Origin of the sequence: Streptomyces sp. HNM0575 (assembly GCF_012726265.1) — a bacterium.
Lineage (GTDB): Bacteria > Actinomycetota > Actinomycetes > Streptomycetales > Streptomycetaceae > Streptomyces.
On the sequence record NZ_JAASAG010000018.1, the window covers coordinates 33,529 to 52,958 of the forward strand.

14 protein-coding genes are annotated in these 19,430 nt (G+C 70.7%); 5 read left to right on the forward strand and 9 right to left on the reverse strand.

All coding sequences use genetic code 11. The annotated features are described in order from the left end of the window. Positions 1 to 16: 16 nt before the first annotated feature. Positions 17 to 535 carry a DUF1579 family protein gene (locus tag HCC61_RS28810; protein ID WP_169140585.1) on the forward strand — a complete coding sequence of 173 codons (519 nt, stop codon included), beginning with the start codon at positions 17 to 19 and terminating at the stop codon, positions 533 to 535. Continuing rightward, positions 522 to 1,742 (forward strand): cytochrome P450, encoded by a 1,221-nt coding sequence (locus HCC61_RS28815; RefSeq protein WP_169140587.1) that lies wholly within the window; start codon positions 522 to 524, stop codon positions 1,740 to 1,742. The genes HCC61_RS28810 and HCC61_RS28815 overlap by 14 nt, the downstream gene beginning before the upstream one ends. 136 nt (positions 1,743 to 1,878) lie before the next feature. Here HCC61_RS28815 and HCC61_RS28820 read toward each other — a convergent pair whose 3' ends face one another. The 7 genes from HCC61_RS28820 to HCC61_RS31370 form a co-directional block, all read right to left on the reverse strand. Beyond that, positions 1,879 to 3,105: a cytochrome P450 gene (locus HCC61_RS28820; protein WP_169140589.1), complete on the reverse strand. Its 1,227-nt coding sequence runs from the start codon at positions 3,103 to 3,105 to the stop codon at positions 1,879 to 1,881. A 26-nt stretch (positions 3,106 to 3,131) separates the two neighbouring features. Continuing rightward, positions 3,132 to 4,376, reverse strand: a complete 1,245-nt coding sequence (locus HCC61_RS28825) for a cation:proton antiporter (protein WP_240969382.1) — start codon at positions 4,374 to 4,376, stop codon at positions 3,132 to 3,134. 404 nt (positions 4,377 to 4,780) lie between these two features. Then, positions 4,781 to 6,430, reverse strand: coding sequence for a CoA-transferase (locus HCC61_RS28830; RefSeq protein WP_346777432.1), 1,650 nt, complete (start codon positions 6,428 to 6,430; stop codon positions 4,781 to 4,783). Further along, a complete protein-coding gene (locus HCC61_RS28835; RefSeq protein WP_169140593.1) occupies positions 6,427 to 7,689 on the reverse strand; it encodes a beta-ketoacyl-[acyl-carrier-protein] synthase family protein in 1,263 nt (420 codons plus the stop codon). Before HCC61_RS28835 ends, HCC61_RS28830 begins: the two co-directional genes overlap by 4 nt. A 6-nt stretch (positions 7,690 to 7,695) precedes the next feature. Beyond that, on the reverse strand, positions 7,696 to 8,274 hold the full coding sequence (locus tag HCC61_RS28840) for a carboxymuconolactone decarboxylase family protein (protein ID WP_169140595.1): 579 nt from the start codon (positions 8,272 to 8,274) through the stop codon (positions 7,696 to 7,698). A gap of 111 nt (positions 8,275 to 8,385) precedes the next feature. After that, positions 8,386 to 8,844, reverse strand: a complete 459-nt coding sequence (locus HCC61_RS28845; RefSeq protein WP_169140597.1) for a hypothetical protein — start codon at positions 8,842 to 8,844, stop codon at positions 8,386 to 8,388. Between the two features lie 20 nt (positions 8,845 to 8,864). Beyond that, positions 8,865 to 10,088, reverse strand: coding sequence for a cytochrome P450 (locus HCC61_RS31370; protein WP_169140599.1), 1,224 nt, complete (start codon positions 10,086 to 10,088; stop codon positions 8,865 to 8,867). 605 nt (positions 10,089 to 10,693) lie between these two features. Here HCC61_RS31370 and HCC61_RS28855 point away from each other — a divergent pair. Further along, entirely contained in the window at positions 10,694 to 12,079 is a 1,386-nt protein-coding gene (locus tag HCC61_RS28855) for an MDR family MFS transporter (protein WP_346777433.1), read from the forward strand. 54 nt (positions 12,080 to 12,133) lie between these two features. On the opposite strand, the gene HCC61_RS28860 is transcribed toward HCC61_RS28855, so the two are convergent. Beyond that, positions 12,134 to 15,010, reverse strand: coding sequence for a BTAD domain-containing putative transcriptional regulator (locus HCC61_RS28860; protein WP_169140603.1), 2,877 nt, complete (start codon positions 15,008 to 15,010; stop codon positions 12,134 to 12,136). Between the two features lie 612 nt (positions 15,011 to 15,622). On the opposite strand from HCC61_RS28860, the gene HCC61_RS28865 reads away from it, so the two are divergent. Then, positions 15,623 to 15,979 (forward strand): hypothetical protein, encoded by a 357-nt coding sequence (locus HCC61_RS28865; protein ID WP_346777434.1) that lies wholly within the window; start codon positions 15,623 to 15,625, stop codon positions 15,977 to 15,979. 188 nt (positions 15,980 to 16,167) lie between these two features. After that, positions 16,168 to 16,782, forward strand: coding sequence for a dihydrofolate reductase family protein (locus HCC61_RS28870; protein ID WP_206323153.1), 615 nt, complete (start codon positions 16,168 to 16,170; stop codon positions 16,780 to 16,782). A 60-nt stretch (positions 16,783 to 16,842) separates the two neighbouring features. Here HCC61_RS28870 and HCC61_RS28875 read toward each other — a convergent pair whose 3' ends face one another. Further along, on the reverse strand, positions 16,843 to 19,311 hold the full coding sequence (locus HCC61_RS28875) for a penicillin acylase family protein (protein WP_169140605.1): 2,469 nt from the start codon (positions 19,309 to 19,311) through the stop codon (positions 16,843 to 16,845). Between the last annotated feature and the right edge of the window lie 119 nt (positions 19,312 to 19,430).

A 19,430-nucleotide genomic window follows, 5' to 3' on the forward strand; every position in this document is an offset into this window, starting at 1 on the left:
GAAAGAGAAGACCCCGATGAGTTCCGAAACCACGTCCGTCCTGCGACCGCCCTCGGAGCGGATGCGCGAGCTGGACTTCCTGCTGGGGCACCACCGCTGCGTGGGCCGTGCGCCCGAGGACGGCTCGGCGCCCACCGTGATGTACATGCACGGCCGGCCGACGCTGGGCGGGCACTACTACAACGTCGACTTCACCTGGCCGGGCGTGATGTCCGGGCGCTGGATCTTCGGCTGGAACCCGGTGGACGAGGAGTACAACGTGTACTACCTCGCCGACTCCGGCACACAGGGCACGGCCGCCTCCGCGGGCTGGTCCGGGGACGAGTTCCAGATCACCGGCGAGTACTCGGTGGCCGAGATGAACGCGCACCGGGCCGTGCGCGACGTGTTCTCCCGCGGCGACGAGAGCCAATTCGTCACCCACTCCTACGTCCGTTCCGAGGAGGACGGGCGCTGGATCCTGCTCGACGTCTTCGAGGCCCACCGGATCACCGCGGAGCAGGCGCGAGAGGAGAACCCCGATGCCCGCCACTGAGATCTTCGAAGAGGGCGTCTACGGCCCCGCGTTCACCGCCGACCCGTACGCCGTCTTCGCCGAGCTGCGCGAACACGCACCGGTACGGCAGGTCACCACGCACCGCGGGCTCAACGCCTGGCTCGTCACTCGCTACGACGACGTGCGCAGGCTCCTCGCCGACCCGCGACTGGGCAAGGACGGCAACCGGATCGGGGAGCTGATGGCCCGCCACAGCGAGGTGGCGGGCAACGCCACCGGCTTTCCGGCCGGGCTGACCGCCAACATGGTCAACAGCGATCCGCCGGACCACACGCGGCTGCGGAACCTGGTCGGCCGGGTCTTCACGGTCCGCCGCATCGGGATGCTGCGCCCGCGCGTCGAGCAGATCGTCGACGGACTGCTCGACGAGATGGCGCGCGACCGCGAGCCCGACCTCGTCACGACGCTGTCCGCGCAGCTGCCGATCTTCGTGATCGGTGAGCTGCTCGGTGTGCCGGAGTCCGACCGCAAGGACTTCTACGCGTCCGTGGACACGCTCTACGGAGGCTTCTCGGCTCCCGAGCAACTCGGCAAGGCCTATGCCGACGTGGTCGGTTACCTGCGCGACCTGTGCGACGCGAAGCGGAAGACCCCCACCGACGACCTGCTCACCGCCCTGGTCCAGGTCAGCGACGACGAGGACCGGCTGTCCCCGGACGAGCTGGTGTCGATGGCGCTGCTGCTGCTCACCGCCGGGCACGAGACGACCAGCAAGCAGCTCACCAACGGCGTGCTCACCCTGCTGCGGCATCCGGACCAGCTCGCCGCCCTGCGCGCCGACCCGTCCCGAATCCCCGCCGCCGTCGAGGAGTTGATGCGGTTCGAGGGCTCCGGCCTGTCGGCCAGCCTGCGCTTCACCACGGAACCGGTGGAGGTCGCCGGGGTGACCATCCCCGAGGGGGAGTTCGTGCTGCTCTCGCTGGCCTCGGGCAACCGGGACGGCGACAAGTTCCCGGAACCGGACCGCTTCGACATCACCCGCTCCACGTCCGGCAGCCTCGCCATGGGCCACGGAATCCACCACTGCGTGGGCGCGCCCCTGGGCCGGCTGGAACTGGAGGTCGCGCTCGGCCGCCTGCTGGACCGCTTCCCGGACTTGCAGCCGGCCGTGGAGTACGACGCCGTGGAGTGGCTGGTGAACTCCTTCTTCCGCGGCCCGGTTTCGCTGCCGGTGCGGCTGTACTGATCCCGCGGCGTGGGCGGCACCACCGGAGGGACCGGGCGGTGGTGCCGCCCACGCGCGTCATGTGTGCCCGCCGGGCGGGAACGACACGGGCGCCCCGCCCGGAATGCCCGGCGGGGCGCCCGTGTCGCTGCCCGGACTACCAGGCGATCTCCAGATCGTGGATTCCGAACGCCAACCCCCGGAACTTGTACGACAGTTCGTCGAAGGGCTTGGTCAGCCGCATGTCCGGCAGGCGCCGGAAGAGGGTGTTGAAGACGATCTCCAGCTCGACCCGGGCGAGGTTCTGGCCCATGCACTGGTGGATGCCGTGGCTGAAGGCCATGTGGCCCTTGGGGTTGCGGCGTACGTCGAGCCGCTGCGGGTCCGGGAAGACACGGGCGTCGCGGGCCATGGCCGTGAGGTGGACGATCATTCCCTCGCCGGCCTTGATGGTGGTGCCGTCGAGGTCGATGTCCGCCGTCGCGACACGGTTGGTGGCGGTCGCGGGGCTGAAGTAGCGCAGGAACTCCTCCACGGCCGACGGCATGAGCGACGGGTCTTCCTTCAGCGCGGCGAACTGCTCCGGATCGTTGAGCATCGCAGCCGTACCGAGCGCGATCACGTTGCCGGTCGTCTCGTGTCCGCCCACGAGCAGCAGCAGGCCCAGGGCGACCAGCGCCTCGTGGTCGAAGGCCTCCTTCTCCCGGTTGTTCACGATGAGCCTGCTCAGCAGATCGTCTTCGGGGTGCTCCTCCTTCTTGGAGATCAGCACCTCGAAGTAGGCCAGCAGCTCGTCGATGGCCTGCTTCTGCTCCGCCACGGAGACGTCGCGCTCGAGTTGCAGCATCGTGCGCGTCTGGAAGAACTCGTGGTCCTCGTACGGCACTCCGAGCAGCTCGCAGATCACCAGCGACGGAACGGACAGCGCCACGTGCTTGACGAGGTCCGCGGGCGGCCCGGCGGCGACGAGATCGTCGATCGCCGCGTCGACGATCTCCTGGATCCGCGGCCGCATGGCCTGCGCGCGCCGGACGGTGAACTCCGTGATCAGCATCCTCCGCCGTGCCGTGTGCAGGGGAGGGTCGTCGCCGAGCAGGATCTGCGTCCAGCGGGCGAGCTGCGCGACCACCGCCTCCGGGTTGGGCACCGGGAAGGGGTAGGCGGGGTTCGTCCGGTCGACGCTGACGTCGGGCTCGGTGAGGATCTGCCGGCCCAGGTCCTGGCCGGTGATCAGCCACGTCGTACGCCCCGACGGGAGCATCACCCTGGTGAGCGGCTCCTTCTCCTGCACCTCCAGATATGCGGGCGGCGGGGTGAGCGGGTCGGCCGGGTCCCGCCACTGCGGGTACTGGAAAAGGCCGGTCTCTTCTGTTGTTTCCGTCATGCGGGGCTCCCTCGGATCGGTCGGGCTCAGGCGGGGGTGGTGACGCGGGGCCGTTCGTCCAGGAACGCCTGCTGTGGACGGAGGAGGCTGAGCAGCGGCCCGGCCATCGCCGTGGTCACGACCGCCATGACGACCATCAGCGAGTACAACTCGTCGTCCAGTACGCCCATTTCGAGCCCCACGCTGAGGATGATCAGCTCTGTCAGTCCGCGGGTGTTCATGAGCGTGCCCAGCACCGCCGACTCCCGGTTCGCCATGCCGCTGAGCCGCGCGCCGAGGAAGGCGCCGAGGAACTTGCCGCCGATGGCGACCAGCAGGATGAGCACCAGCTCACCGAGACCGGAGAGGTCGAGGTGGGAGAGATCGACCCGGAGGCCGGCCACGATGAAGTACACGGGCAGCAGCAGCACACCGCTGACCTGGCCGACGCGCTTGATGACGTCGTCGCGCAGCGCCTTCACTCCGTCCCGTGGCAGGACGAGACCGAAGAGGAAGGCCCCGAAGATGAAGTGCAGGCCCAGCCACTCGGTGATCGCCCCGGAGACCAGCAGCCCGCCCAGCAGGGTGGCGAGCACGCCCAGGCTCAGCTCGCCCGCTCCCTCGTAGCGGCTGGTGAGGCGGCGCAGCAGCGGACGGACCACGAGGAACATCAGCGCCAGGTAGGGGATCACGGCGAGGATGAGGAGCTGCCCGGCGTTCGCAGCGCCGGCCCGTGCGACGACGACGGCGAGCAGGCACCAGGCGATCACGTCGCCCATCGCGGCGCTGGCCAGCGAGATCGCACCGAGCGGTGTGCGTTGCAGCCCGCGGTCGGAGAGGATCCTGGCGAGCACCGGAAACGCGGTGACCGACATCGCCGCGCCCATGAACAGCACGAAGGCGGTCCGTTCGGCGCTGTGGTGGTTGGTGTGGATGAACCACGCCAGCGCCATGCCGAGCAGGAACGGCAGCACGATCGAGAGCACCGACACCGACACCGCGGTGCGGCCCCTGCCGCCTATCAGGTCTTTGTCGAGTTCGAGCCCGACGATGAACATGAAGATGGCGACGCCGACGTTCGCGAGAGCGCTGAGGAACGGGCGGACGTCGGTGGGCACCAGGGTGTCCGAGATCGCGCCGTGGAACAGCGTCGGACCAAGCAGGATCCCGGCCAGGACCTCACCGATGACCGGGGGCTGCCCGAGCTTGGCCGCCGCCATGCCGAGCAGCCGGGCCAGCAGGAGAATCAGCGCCAGGTCGACGAAGAGAAAGATGATCTGGTGGCTGGTCAAGGATTCACCGTTTTCGGGAGAACGGGCCGACGGTAACGCGCTTGGTGTGGTCATGATTGGGCCCGGCGGTCATGTACGTCAAAGAAGTCCGAATTGCCGCGCGGAACTCGCTGACCTGGAACTTCCCCGGTTTTCGGCCAATGCGCCCGGCGCCGGTTCCCGGCCGATGGGAGCGCGATGGGTTTATCCGCCGCCCCGGTGGGCCGGCTCGTCCGCAGCCCGGAAGGCCGGTCCGTCATCTCTGCGGCAGGGTAATTCCCTGGTAATCGGCGAAGTCTCCGCAGGTGCGCCCGCTCATTCTCGGGTAACCGGGCGCCGGTCCTTTCCGGAAGCACCGGTGGCGGCGCGCGGCGGACGACCCGGGCCGCTTCCTTGTACCGGCCCGGCCGGTCCGCGACGAAGCATCAGCGGTGGTGCCCGTACGGATCCAGCCTCCGCAGCGCGTCCAGCTCCGCCGCCGTGACGGGCTCCTCGACCACGGCTCCATCGGCCGGAACGTCCCAGCTCGTACGCGAAGCGACCAGCCGGTCCGGGTCCACCGCACCGAAGTGACTGGCGAGCGCGAACCCCTCGGAACGCCGCGCGAACACGCCGAAGTCGCTCACCACGGCCTTCACGCGGCGGCCGGGCGACGTCACCGCGGCCACCTTCGGCACGTACCGCCGCCGGCCGGAAGCCGCCAGGACGACGCAGTCCGCCGCGTTCGCGATGTCGTGCGCGCCTCCGGAACCGGTGAGCCAGGTCCCGTCCGGCAGCACGCTGGTGTTGACGTTCCCCGACGAGTCCGTCTCCGCGGCGGCCAGGACGCCCAGGCAGCGCGGGTTGGCGGCGACCATGCCGCCCAGGATGTCGGCGATGGACGACAGTTGTTCCGCCCCGTGCAGTTGGCTGAAGAGATACACGTCGCCGGTGTGCGGCCGGATCCCGTAGAAGCCGAGCTCCGAGACGAGCCGCACGGTGCGCCCCTCGGAGCGCAGCCGCCCGGCCGCCAGCCAGGCGGCGACGTGGGAGGCGCCTATCCCGGCGAGCAGCGTGTCGTAGTCTCCGCCCCGCACCAGGTTCGCGATCGTGCGGGCGCCGAGGATCATCAGCGACTCCTTGCGGCTGGGCTCCGGCCCGTCGCGGACGGGCGGCGGCGCGGTCGGCGGGGGACCGGTGAGCGCGCGCAGGCGCTTCTCGCCCAGCCCGGAGAGGTAGTCGTCGTGGGACGGGGCGATCCAGTCGGTGAACCAGCGGCGCGCGGTCTCGTCGTCCGAGCAGGCCTCCGCGGTGTGCGAGAGGAACGCGTAGTCGTCGAGATAGCCGGGCACACCGGCGAGACCCTGGGTGCGCAGCGACTGCGGATGGCAGCCGAACGGTGCCTCGCACAGCCCCAGCACCCGCTGGCCGGGCACCACGACCTGGTCCGGCATGGCGTCCACGACCTCGTCGTCGACGATGCACTCCACCGAGGCGAGCACACCCAGCCGCGCGGCGTAGGCGGGCCAGGGACCCTCACCGTGCGGACGGCACAGCACGACGTTGCCGCGCCGGTCGGCGCACACCCCGTGCACCACCGTGACGTCCGGGCGCAGCGGCCGCATGAGCACGCCCTCCTCGCCGGTGAACGGGTCCGTGGTGTGCCGAAGCGAGTCCTCCTTGCCCTCGGCCAGGCAGGTTCCGGCGAGGGAGGAGGTGAGCACCGCGCGCTGGCCCGTCGCCGCGGCGTGCAGGCGCTGCTGGAGCGTGAGGAGCGACCACATCTCGGCTTCGAACGGTTCGCCGTGCAGCAGGTCGCGGTAGAGCGGGGAGGGCCGCGGCGTGGGACAGGTCTCGCCGAGGAACCCGGTGATCACCTTCCGCGCCGCGCGGGCGATCCCAAGCGCGTGCGCGTTGCCGTGCACCGCGGCGACGCTCACGGTCAGGCTTCGCGTGTCCCGGAAGGCCCGCGCCACCGCGTTGAGCACGGCGTTGGGCCGTGACGGGGTGGCACTGAAGTGGACGTGCATGTCCGGGCGGACGTGCCGGCGGACGAGGTCGTCGGGGGTGGGCGAGACCGGGACCACGGCGATCACGCCCTGCCCAGGACGACGGCGGAGGTCTGGCTGCCGATCGCGAAGGCGAGCGACACGGCGAGGTCGAACCCGGCCGTACGCGCGCCTTCCGCGACGTGGTCGTGGTCGCACTCGGGCGCCACCTCGCCGACGTTGATGGTCGGCGCGAGTTCCTGGTGCCGGAGCATCAGCGCGGTCGCCGCCACGTTCACGATGCCCGCCATGCCGAGCGTGTGCCCGAACACGGGCTTGTTGGAGCCGATCGGCGGCAGCGACGCCACCGGGCGGTGCGGGTAGAGGGCCCGCAGCGCCCGGCTCTCGGCGAGATCGTTGTAGTGGGTCGCGGTGCCGTGGCCGCAGAAGTAGCCGACGTCGTTCAGGGACCTGCCCGCGTCCTCCACGGCGTCGGAGATCAGTTCCGCCGTCACCTTCCCGGTCAGATCCATCGACGTGGCGTGCCCGGCCTCGTTCATGGCGGCCGCGCTGTACACGTGCGCGTACACGTCCGCACCTCGCGCCGTCGCGTCGGAGGCGCGTTCCAGCATCAGGCAGATCGCGCCCTCGCCGAGTGCCATGCCGTTGCGGTGGGCGCTGTACGGGCGCACCGCCTGCTCCGGGACGTCGCGCTCGGGGGAGAGGACGCCGGGGCCCAGCGCCTGGAAGGTCCGCAGCACCGCCGGTACGAGCGGGAACTCGGTCCCGCCCACCAGCACCGCGTCGCTCGCGCCCGACCGCAGTTCGCGCAGCGCGAGGCCGATGGCGTGGTGACCGCCGACGCAGGCGCTGCTCACCGTCGTGACGAGGCCCTTCGCGCCGATGTGGATGGCCGCCAGGCTGGCCGGGGAGCCCGCGAGACCGCGGAACATCGCGCCGTTGTCCAGGTCCGCGCCGGGACCCGGCGGGTTGTCGCCGCCGACCCACCAGCTCAGCCCGCCGCGCGATGTCGACTGGACGACGCTCAGCCGCCGGGGGTCCAGTCCGCCGGCCTGCGGGATGCCGGAGTCCTGGTGCGCGGCGCTGACGGCGGCCAGGCCCGCGAGGATCTCGGTGCTGTACTTCGCGGCGTGCCGGTCCGGCAGGCCGGGCAGGAACCCGCGGTGGTCGAAGTCCCGGAGCTGGCCGCCCGCGAAGACCCGGAGCTGCTCGGCGTCGGAGTCGAACCTGTCGAGCGCGGAGACCTGGGAGCGGCCCGCGCGCAGGTGGTCCCAGAAGGACGCGGCGTCGTCGGCGCCGGGAAGCACCACGCCCATCCCGGTTATGGCAACTGGTTCTTCGGCCATCGGGCGTCACTCATCTCCGGCTTTTCCCGTGGGGGCGGTCTGCTGCGCCAGCGCCACGAACTTCTCGCCGCTGGGGTCGATGTCCACGTCGAGCCCGTTGAGCAGCCCCGCGAGCATCCGGTACTGGCCGACGATGACGAAGGCCTCGACCAAGCGGGCGTGGCCCAGCTCGCCGTCGAGGAACGCGACGAGCCCGGCGTCGACGTCGGCGCCCTGGTCGAGCTGGTCCGCGGCGCGCAGCAGCGCCGTGTCGACCGCGCCGAAGACCCCTTCCACAACGGGTTCCGCGCAGGCCGCCTCGATTTCCCGCTCGGCCAGCCCGAGCCCGGCGGCGAGCACGCGGTGCTGGGCCAGTACGTATTCACAACGGCTGTTGCTGGCCGTCCGCAGGATCAACAGCTCGCGCTCGCGCGGGCCGAGCTCGGTTCTCGTCAGCAGCGTGGTGCTGAGCATGAGGACGGGCTTGACCAGCATGGGGGCGTGCGCCGTCATGCGAATGAGGTTCAGCGGCGCGGCCATCTTCCCGATGGCGGCCCGGGTCTGCTCGGGCAGTTCTTCGGGGTCGGGAAAGGGAATTCGTGCCATGAGGACCTGTCCGATCGGCTTCGTCGGTGGTTCCGCCTCGCTCGCTCCCGGCGTGCGGCAGGCGGTTCCGATTGATCGTTCGCTTCTTCTGTCGCGGTCTTCCTCAGCGCCTCACTGTCTCCGGCAGAGGAACCGTCCAGCCCGCACCCAGCTCGTCTCGACGAGCGCCTCGGACTCGATGGTGAAAGCGTTCGCGCCGGCCGGAAGGAAGGTGTCGCGGACCTTGCTCGACCGTCCGTCGGGGAGCGTGAACGACCCGGTCAGCACCAGCTTTCCGTCCTCCCAGCCGGGCGACGTGGCGACGCCGGACGCACCCGTCTCCAGGAAGAAGTGCTCGATGAAGACGCTCCGCGCGGCGTCCCACGCGAAGACGCGCCCCGCGGTGAAGCCCTGCCAACGCCCCTCCGACCAGAGGGAATGACCGTCCATCAGCACGCGTGTGTGCAGGAAACTCGGCTCGCTGCCCGGATCTTCCGGGTCGGTGCACTCGAACGAGCCCAGCAGGAAGGCGAGTTGCCGCATCCGGGACGAAAGCCCGGGGGCGTCGGCGGGAGTGGTCTCTGTGCTCATGGATGCTTCCTCGGGGCCGGTCACCAGGAGACGGCGAGGCGGTACATGCCGAACAGCAGGGAGTCGGTCTTGAACGACATCTTGGTCAGCGGCTCGCACAGGCGCAGCGTGGGTATCCGCTCGAACAGCCTCGCCAGAGCGACCTCGATCACGACGCGTGCGAGGTTCTGCCCGATGCACTGGTGCGCCCCGTGCCCGAAGGCCAGGTGATTGCGTGCGCCCCGCGTGACGTCGAGCTCGTCGGGGTGGGCGAAGACGTGCGGGTCGCGGGCCGCCGTCGCCAGGTGCAGCATGATGCCGTCGCCCGCGAGGATTTCGACGCCGCCGACGGTGATGTCCTCCTTCGCGACCCGCAGCGTCCCGCCGGACACGCTGAAGAACCGCAGCAACTCCTCGACCGCGTCGGGGATCAGCGCGGGATCGGTCCGCACCTTGGCGAGCTGGTCGGGGAAGGTGAGGAGTCCGACGGTGCCGAGCGAGATCATCTCGCCGGTGGTCTCGTGGCCGCCCATCAGCAGCAGGACCATGAGCGCGACGAGGAGGTCCCGGTCGAAGACTCCGGTGTCCTGGTTCTTCTCGATGATCCGCGAGAACGCGTCGTCGCCCGGGTTCCGCTGCTTCGCCTCCACGAGCTGCTCGAAGTACAGCAGCAACTCGTCCGTGGCCGCGCCGTGTTCGGCAGCCGACGTGCTGCGGTTGAGGATCGTGGACGTCCGCTGCCTGACGAAGCCGGAGTCCTCGGGGGGAGTGCCGAGGAACTCGCAGATCACCAACGAGGACACCGTGTGCGACACGTGGTGGGCTAGGTCGGCCGGGGGGCCGGAGGCCAGCAGCTCGTCGATCTGGCGGTCGACGATCTCCTCGATCCTCGGCCGGAGCGACTCCGCCTGACGCACCGTGAACTCCGACATGAGCGCGCGTCGCCGCTCGGTGTGCTCCGGCGAATCGATCGTCGTGAGGGCCCGGGTGTAGCCGTAGAGGTGGTCGAGGGTCTGGCGCGGGTTCTCCGTCGGGAAGGGGAAGGTGGGTCTGCTCCAGTCCGCGCTCACACGTTCGTCGAGCAGGATCCTCTGGCACTCCTCGTGCCCTGTCACCAGCCACACCCGCTGGTCCGACGGGAAGGCCACCCGGGAGACCGGCATCTGCTCCCGCGCCCGCGCGTACGACCGCGGCGGGTGCAGCGGACATTCGGCGTTGCGTGGCTCCGGAAAGCTGAGGAATGTCGTGTGTTCGGTACCGCTCACTCTTGATCCTCTTGGGCCGCTCGTGCTGACTTCACGGACTGGATATCCAAGGATGTCGGCAATGGTGATCGGACACGAAAGGCAATTGGTCTCCCGTGCGCCTTTTGGGGCCTTTCCCCGCGCGGACCCCCTTGCTTTTCCCCGTCCGTCGGATACGGGCGGGGAAAGTGCGACCGGCCGGGAGCCGGTGTCGTGCGGTGTCGTGCTCCGCCGGTTCAGCCGCGGCGGAATCGGCCGTCCGCCGGTTCTGACAGCCAAGGCCCTGCACGCGGGTCCCGCCACCGTTATCGGCCACCAAGGGCTCACGGCACGGTAATTCCTTCATGAGCAACGCTGAGGGCTCTATTACCCGGCGATGGGCCGTGACGCCGAAGAAGCGCACCGAAAACCGGGTACCGCACTTTAGTGTTGTCGCTCCGGCTCCGACGGGCGGGACTTGAGGACGCTGTGCGACTTGGCCCGGAAAAAGGACGAGGAAGACAAGCCGCGTGAAGACTGAAACGAGACCACAAGAGCCCACGGGCCCGCCCCCCGGGGAAGCGACGGCCGAGGCTCCCGAAGGCCCTTCTCCGATCGGCCGGAGCATATGGCTCGCGGTCACGGCGGTGGTCATCGGCCAGAGCATGGTGCTTCTGGACACCACCATCGTGAACGTCGCGCTCGACGGCATATCCAATGCCCTGGGGGCCTCCACGTCGTCGATCCAGTGGGTGGCGACCTCGTACCTGCTGACCCTGGCCGTCGTCATCCCGCTCTCCGGCTGGGCCAGCGAGCGGCTGGGGACGCGCCGCCTGTGGCTGATCGCGCTGGTCATCTTCATCGCCGGGTCGGTGCTGTGCGGTGCGTCCTGGGAGCTCGGGCCGCTCATCGCCTTCCGCGTCCTACAGGGCATCGGCGGCGGACTCATCAGTCCCGTGGCGATGAGCATCATCGCCCAGCAGGCGGGCCCGCAGCGGCTGGGGCGCGTCATGGCGGTGGCGGGCATCCCCGTGCTCCTCATGCCGGTCCTCGGTCCGCTGGTCGGAGGGGCGATCGTCGACCAGGTCTCGTGGCGGTGGATCTTCTACATCAACGTGCCCATCGGGGTGGTTGCGTTCTGGATGGCGGCCCGGGTGCTCAACGCCCCGCCCCGCACCGGCCCTTCCAGGGTCCGGCTCGACCTGCGGGGACTGGTGCTCCTGGCGCCGGGACTGGCGGCCGTGCTCTACGGGCTGTCGGAGACCCAGTCGGAAGGGGGGCTCGGCAGCTCCGAGGTGTGGCCGCCGCTGGCGGGAGGAGCCGTGCTCATGGCGCTCTTCGTGCTGCACTCGAGCCGCCTGCGCCAGCCGCGGCACTCGCGTCAGATCCGGCAGGCGCTGGTGGACGTCAAGCTGTTCCGGCGCGGCGCGTTCAGCGCGGCGGCGGCTTCGATCTTCCTGGTAGGGGGCGCGCTGCTCGGGGCCTCCCTGATCATTCCCCTCTACTACCAACAGGGCCGGGGCGAGAGCCCGTTGTCCGCCGGCCTGCTCATCGCCCCGCAGGGAGTCGGCTCCGCGATGGCGATGCGCTTCGCGGGCAAGTTCACGGACCGGGTGGGAGGCGGACCGGTGGCCAGCGTCGGGCTGCTGGCGTGCACCGTGGCCAGCGTTCCGCTGGCGTTCGTGGACCAGGACACCCCTTACTGGTGGCTGATCGCCGTCCTGTTCGCCCGCGGCATCGGCTTCGGAGCCTCGCTGATGCCGATCACCTCGGTCGTCTACAAGATCGTGCAACCCGCCGAGATCCCCCGGGCCACCAGCATCGTGACCGTGCTCCAGCAGCTGGGCGGCGCGCTGGGCACGGCCCTGCTGGCGGTCATCCTCCAGAACCGGCTGGCCCACACGGGCGGCCCGAAGTCAGGTACCGCCTATGCGCAGACGTTCACGTGCTCGATCGCGCTGACGTTCATCGCCCTCCTGGCGACGCTGTGTCTCACGTACGCGACCCGGCGAAAACGGGAACCCTCGGGCTGAGAGGGCACCAGGCGCAGGGCCCGGCGCCCTTTCAGCGCATGCCGCCGCCGTCTCTCACAGCGCGCCGCAGGACTCGACGAAGCGGGCGTCGGTGAGGGCGGACGCCCTGTCCCGATGGTGGGTCAGAAGGTCCTGGTCGCCGGCCTGGTCCTCCAGCCACTGCGCCGCGGAGCGGTGCTTGAGAGCCCGTACCGCCTTCGGCAGCCGCGAGTAGGCGACGTCCCGGACCGGTGCGTAGGCGAAGACGTATTCAGGGTCGCCGGATCCCGGGCCGCGACGCGTCCTGCGCAGGAACCCGCGACGTTCCAGGAACTCCAGGCAGCGGACCGCCTCCGCCATCTCCCGCCCGCCCATCGCCGCGATGCTGCTCGCGGACAGCCCGCGACCGAGCGCGGCGGCGTCCAGTAGGACGGACTTGACCTCCGGAGGCAGCGCATCAACCCGTGAAGCCAGCACGCTGCGCACCGAGTACGGCAGCGCCGCGGGCGTATCGGACTGGCGGGGCTGCGGTACGCGGATGGTCGTCCGGCTGTGCTCCCCGCCCGGTGCGGGCCCCTCTCCGATCGGCGCCGCTTCCGCCAGGAGGTCGTCGAGAATCTTGTCCTGCATGTGACGGACGTACTCCTCGGCGAACAGCGGGTTTCCTCCGACCCGGTCCAGCACCGCGGTGGTGTCCGTGCCCTCCCGCCAGCTCCAGGAGCCCATGCACAGCGCGTCCAGGAGTTCGGCGGTCTCCTCGTCCGAAAGGCGGTCCAGCGTCGTGGTGGTGGCGTGCAGGTTGCCGCCCGCCCAGCCGGGACGCCGCTCCAGCAGCTCGGGGCGCGCGGTGACGACCAGCAGAAGCGGTACGGGAGCGGCGTTGCTCGCCAGGTAGTCGACGAAGTCGAGCATCCGCTCCCCGGCCCGGTCCAGGTCCTCGATGACCAGCGCGGTGGGCCGGTCGGCGACGACCTCCTCGCAGAACTGGCGCCAGGCCGCGAAGGAGCTGGCAGCCGTCTCCGGGTCGCCGGGATCCGCGGCGAGACCGAGCAGGATGCAGAGATGCCGCAGCAGCCAGGCGGTGCGGTTGCCCGAACCGACCAGCCATTCAAGGGACTTGGCGAGCTTCTCCTTCGCCGCCGCCGGCAGGTCCGTCTCCCGTATCCCGGCGAACACCCGCACCAGGTCCGCGATGGCCTCCATGCCACCGGCCGTTCGCCGGCCCTCGCCGACCCTCACCACGAAGGACCGCAGGCCGGCCGTCTTACTCCGGAACTCGTCCACGAGCCGGGTCTTGCCCGTGCCCACGTCGCCGAGCACCGTCACGAACTCCAGGCGCTGGAGCCGGCTGGCCCGCTTCAGTCCGTCCTTCAGGATGCCGGTCTCGATCTCGCGCCCGAGGAGCGGCGTGACGAACTGCGGGGTGGACGAGTCCGGTTCCAGGCCGAGCACCGGTGAGTCGCCGTTCAGGCCAGGCGGGCCGTAGAGGATGGAGCGCCGGGTGACCTGTCGCGTGACCCGGCAGGCCCGGACCTCGCCGTGCGGGACGGAGATCAGCAGTCCCACGCACCGGTCGAGAAGGGGCCCCTTGATCTGGAGGTTGGAGTCACCGCTTCCCTTGTGCACGAGCGCTTCGCCGGTGACCACGGCCGCCGACACCAGTCCGCTGCCCGCGCCCGCGGAGCCGCCGAGTTCCCTCCGCAGCGTCTCGGACGACGTCACCGCGGCACGGACCGCCTCCGAGGCGTCGGTCTCGCGGGTGCACGTCGCGCCGAAGACCGCCAGCCACACCGGTCCCAGCGTGCCGACGACCCTGCCGCCCCGGCGCTCCACTTCGGTGCGCACGATCTCGGCGGCACGTCCGCGGATCAATTCGGCGCTCTCCGGATCGGTTCCGGGATCCTTCGGCACGCTCCGGGTCATGATCAGAACGGCGCTGATCTCCCTGAGTTCGTCGCCCGACTCGCTCATGTCCGCGGCGGACTCGGTGTCGCCGTCCTCGGATTCGCGAACCTCGGTGACTGCCGAGGGTACGGCGGACTCAACGGCCGGCTCGACGGAGCCGGCCGTCGCATGTGGCGTGCGGCGTTCGTCCCCGGACTGGGCGGGCATCTCCCGTATGACGTCCTGGGACGGTACGGATACCACCTCGGCGACGGGATGCGGCACCGTCGACGGGGCAGCAGCGCGGGACTTCGGGTCCGTACTCCCGCCCCGCTGCGAGACGGCCGACGGGCCCCGCTCCGCAGCCAGATCGTGGTTGAGTATCGCGTGCTCCAGGCTCTGAAGCTCGGGGCTCGGATCGAGGCCGAGTTGCTCGATCAGTGCCGTACGCGTACGCCGGTACAGGCTGAGCGCGTCGACCTGACGCCCCACCAGGTAGAGCGCACGCATGAGTTGGCCGCACAGCCTCTCCCGGGGCGGCCCGGTCTCGGCCAGCATCTCCAGGTCGCGGATTATCTCGTTGTGGCGACCGCATATGAGGTCGGCCTCGACGCGGTCCTCCAGCGCGGCCATGCGCGCGTTCTCCAGCGCGGCGAGTTCCGGCCACTCCATACCGTTCTCGACCAGGTCGGCCAGTGCCTGGCCACGCCACAGTCCCAGCGCCTCCCTGAGCGTCACGGCCGCCCGCTCCCCGGAGCCCTCGGCCAGCTCGGCCCGGCCCTGCTCCGCGAGCGCCTGGAAGCGCGTGAGATCGATGTGCTGGGGGTCCACTCGCAGTAAATAGCCAGGGGAGTGGGTGAGAAGGGCGGGGGAGTGGGCTCCGTCGTCGGTGCTCGCGGCGAGCACGCTGCGGAGCCCGGATACCGCGTTGTGAAGCATCTTCCGCCCCGTGGCGGGCGGGTTCGAGGGCCACAGGGCCTTCATCAACTTGCTTACGGGGACCAGGGAGTTGCTGTGCAGGAGCAGCAATGCCAGCGTCGCACGCTGTTTGACACCACCGAGTGCCACCGGGCGGCCATCGTCGACCACTTTCAAGGCGCCGAGAACCTCAAATTGCACTGCTACACACCCTTCAGTCCAGAGATGCCCCGTTCCGCCGTTCTCCAGCAGTTCGAGCGTAAGCCTACAATGGCCTAGACAATGTAGGGGATTTTTCTAAAGTTGAATCGATTTTGCCTGTTCAGGCATCCTGGGGCGGTTGCAAGGCGTCCGCTCCGCGGATGTCCCGGGTCTGTGCGAAGAGAGCCCACTCACGCCAGACGGCCAGAGCGGTCCGTCGGTTCACATCTCGCGGAAGTTGTGACCGGGGCGGCGGAATTCGCCGAGAATGCTCTCAGTGTGCGTTCACGACGGGGTCGCGCAATGAATTCCCATTGGTGCAGCTTGTCGCTTTTTCGTCGAGTGAACCGGCTCGGCAGGAACTGCAACGGTGCGGGACACGGCGTGCGTCCGCTCAACCCCGGCGGGCCCGCCGCGCGTCCCACTCCTCGGCGGGGCAGCCCGCGACGGACCACCGAACCCAGGAGGCGAGTCGTCATCTTCCGGACCGAAGCGGCCGCACGCGACGGACGGCCGCCCGGCGGGCGGGACCGCACCGGCGGGGCCACGAGTCTGCGTTCCGTGCTCCTCGGTGCGGCCGCCGGCGTCGCACTGACCGTCGTGCTGGCAGCCGTGCTGTGGTGGCCGCGGTCCGAGACCGTCTACCGCAGCCACCAGCCGTCGCAGGTGACGTACGGGGACAAGTTCCGGCACCACGCGGGCCTGGTGCGGGTGCGCAGCCTCGCCGGGGACGAGTCGTACCGGCTGACGGTCGGCCGTGATCCCGGGCTCTCCTACGGGCACGCCGTGGAGATCGACGCGGCCCTCGGCGAGGCCGGTATCGAGTCGAGCCACTGGACGGCCGCCGGGCTGCGGATCGAGTTCGGGAGCGGGCACACGCTCTTCGTCCCGGCGAGGCAGTTCACATACGGACGTTAGGGACGGGGTGGGCCGTGGCGGCGGGATCGCGGCGGCGGGACCGCCGCACGGCATCCAGAGCCCGGTCCCGGAACCCGGAACCCCCGGAACCCCGGCGCCCGGTTCGCCGATGAGTCCGGCGCGCTCCGGTGGTCCGACGGAGGAAGGCCCGACGGCCGCCCGACGCGCCACCCCATCCGGAGGACATCATGCGGAAGATCACCGCCGGTCTGTTCATCTCGCTCGACGGCGTCGTGGAGGCACCCGACGAGTGGCACTTCCCGTACTTCAACGACGAGATGGGCGCCGCCGTCGACGCGACCCTCGGCGCGGCCGGCACGGTGCTGCTGGGCCGCAGGACCTACGACAGCTTCGCCGGTGCCTGGCCCGAGCGCGAAGCGGCCGGCGGCGAGGACGCCCCGTTCGCGAAGAAGCTCGGCGACGCACGCAAGATCGTCGTCTCGAAGCAGCGGCTCGGCTTCACCTGGCGGAACTCCGAGCAGCTCGACGGCGACCTCGCCACCGCCGTCGCCGCTCTGAAGAACGAGCCCGGCGGTGACATCGCCCTCAGCGGCTCCGTGTCGGTCGTACGGCAACTGCTCGCCGCAGGCCTGCTGGACGAACTGAACCTGCTGGTCCATCCGATCGCCGTACGCAAGGGCATGCGGCTCTTCGACGAGGACGGGCCGGCGATCCCGCTGAGGCTGGTCTCGTCCGAGGCGTTCCGTACCGGTGCGCTCAACCTCCGCTACGCACCGGCCGGTTCGCCGGGCGACGCGGGCTACGACGACGCCAAGACCCACCTCCCGGGCTCCGGGCGGTAACCGGTCTCGCGGGGCGCGGGGAGCGGTCCCGCCACGCGCTCTCGCCCGCGTCCGGGCCCGTCACGGTGCGGTGCCGCCGTCCACGGGCCGCAGGGTGAGGATCCGCTCCGTGTGCTCCTCGACTGCGGCCCGGCTGTAGAGAAGCGGGAAGGACGAGTCCTCCGCCCACGGGCCGAACAGATCGCTGTAGTGCGGGCTGTCCGGACGGCCGGACTGGCCGGGGGAGTTCATGGCGACCGAGTCGTCCCACGAGCCGACGTCCACGACGAGGCGGAACGTGGCGCCCCCGCTCTGGCGGAAGTCGGAGGTGTACGCGGCGGCCCCCACGGTGTCGCCGCTGCCACCGCGCGGCGCGGGGCCGATCGTCGTCCACTCCGGCTCGCTGCCCGTCCGCTCCCGTACCGGTCCCGCCAGCGGGTGGCACAGCAGGCTGCGGTGCAGGTCGCCCCAGCGCCACCCGGCGGTGTCGGACCCCAGCAGGCGCTCCGCTTCCGCGAAGGCGCCGGCGAGGGAGCCGAGGAGTACGCGGCGCATCTCGCGCGCTCCGTCGGGGCCCAGCCGTCCCTCCGGCGCGAGCAGCAGACTCAGGTCGCCGCGGGCGTCGGCCGCGGCGTCCTCGGCGGGGAGGATGCGGGCCAGGGCACGCTCGACGAGTCCGTCCGCAAGCGGGTTCGCATGCCCGTCCGCCGGGCCGTCCGCCGAGCCGTTCGCAAGGCCGCCCGGCAGCACATGGCGCAGCGCCGACCTCAGCAGCGCCGGACGCAGATGGCGCCGGAACCAGATCTCGAAGAGCGCCGCCGCGGGCGAGTCCGCCGCGAGCCTCGCGTCCCATCCGCGGAGCAGGCCGAGCGCGGCCGCTGTGCGCGGGTCCTCGCCGCTCCCGCTCAGTCCGTCCAGCAGCGGCAGGATTCCGCGGGCGGGCAGGCTGAGGTGGTCGGTCTGAAGCCGTACGCAGTCCTCGACGGTCCAGTCGTCACGCGCCTCCAGGCACTCGGCGATGCGCAGGTATCGGTACGGCGCGTACCAGTCGTAGGTGACGGTGCGTTCCGCTGCGGGGTACGAGGGCGGAAGGTTCATCTGGTTCGCCGTGGCGATCCAGCCGCTGTGCGGGTCGCGCACCGAGGGCAGGGTGCCCGGCTCGTGGTGCCCCGCCCACTCGTAGCGGCCGTCGCCCGGCACGGGCAGCGTCCCGTCCCAGCCGTGGCGTACGGGGACCCGGCCCGCGGGGCACCAGCCGATGGTTCCGGCGGTGTCGGCGTACACCTGGTTCTCGCCGGGGGAGCCCCACCGCCGCATCGCCTCCGTGAACTCGCCGGCGTCGCCCGCGCCCATGTAGTTGAGGCTGCCGAGGTACGGGGCCATGCCGGGCTCCAGCCATGCCGCCCGTACCGCGAACGCGACGTTCCGTTCCGGGAGTCTGCGGATCACCGGCCCGTGCCGCGTGAACCACAGCTCGGCCTCCGCGTCTTCGCCGCCGGCCACGGGGACGGACTCGGTCACCCGGACCATGGACTCCCAACCGCCGCCGTAGCGGTAGCGGGTGGGGTCGTCCGGGTCGGTGCGGTAGACGTACAGGTCCTCCTGGTCGATGGGGAAGATCGTCAGGCCGAAGGCGACCCGGCCGTTGTGTCCGATGGAGACACCGGGCAGCGCGGGCTCACCGCCGCCGACGACGTCGAGTCCCGGTGCGGACAGGTGCACCAGATAGCGAAGCGAGGGCAGCGTCACCGCACGGTGCGGATCGTTGGCCAGCATCGGGCGGCCCGTCGCGGTACGGGAGGGGCCCAGCACCCAGTTGTTGCTGCCGTCCAGACCCGTGCGCGGCGCCGCGGTCCCCGGTCCGGTGCGCCCCTCCGCCGTCGGTACGGCGGCCGGGCCCGCCCACGGCGCCACGGTCGCCAGCCGGTAGACGCGCAGCACGTCGTCGGGGATGACGGACAGATCCAGTCCGTCGGGCACCCGCAGCCGGTGCGGCGACGGCTCGCGCACCTTCCGCAGGTCCTCCGCCTCGGGGCCGAAGTCCCGCATCGTCAGGGCCCGCGCGACCTCGTCGTTGAGGTTGTAGTACAGCCCGTGGCTGCGGATGCGGGCCACGTCGGACGGCTCCCACAGGGCGGGCTCGTACCCGAGGAGGGCGAACTCCGGCGGCAGCAGCGACCGGCGGCGACGGCACAGCTCGACGAAGGCGTTGATCCCCGCGGTGAACGCCTTCGCCGCGGGCTCCACGTCCGGTCCGTAGGCCCGCCATTCCTCCTCCATCCCGCCGCGGTAGAGGAACAGCCTTGCCGCACGGTCGTGTTCGAGGTAGCGCTCGCCGAGCACCCCGGAGAGCAGTCCCAGCCCGCGGCGGCGCCACAGGTCTATCTGGAAGAGACGGTCGCGGGCGGCGTTGAAGCCCTGTGCGAGATAGAGGTCGTCGCGCGAGGAGGCGTACAGGTGGGGCACGCCCCAGGTGTCGATGCGGATCTCCACCGGTGCGGAGAGCCCCGGCACCTCGAAGACGGTCGGCGAATCCTGATCGTCCGGCATGTGCTTCCCGCCTCCGTACAGCGTCCTGACCGTCCCGGCCGTTCCGGTTCCCGGCCGCCTCGCGTTCCGTTTCCCGCTTGCCCGGCCCGAACGGTTCCCCGTTCACGGCGACCCCTGCC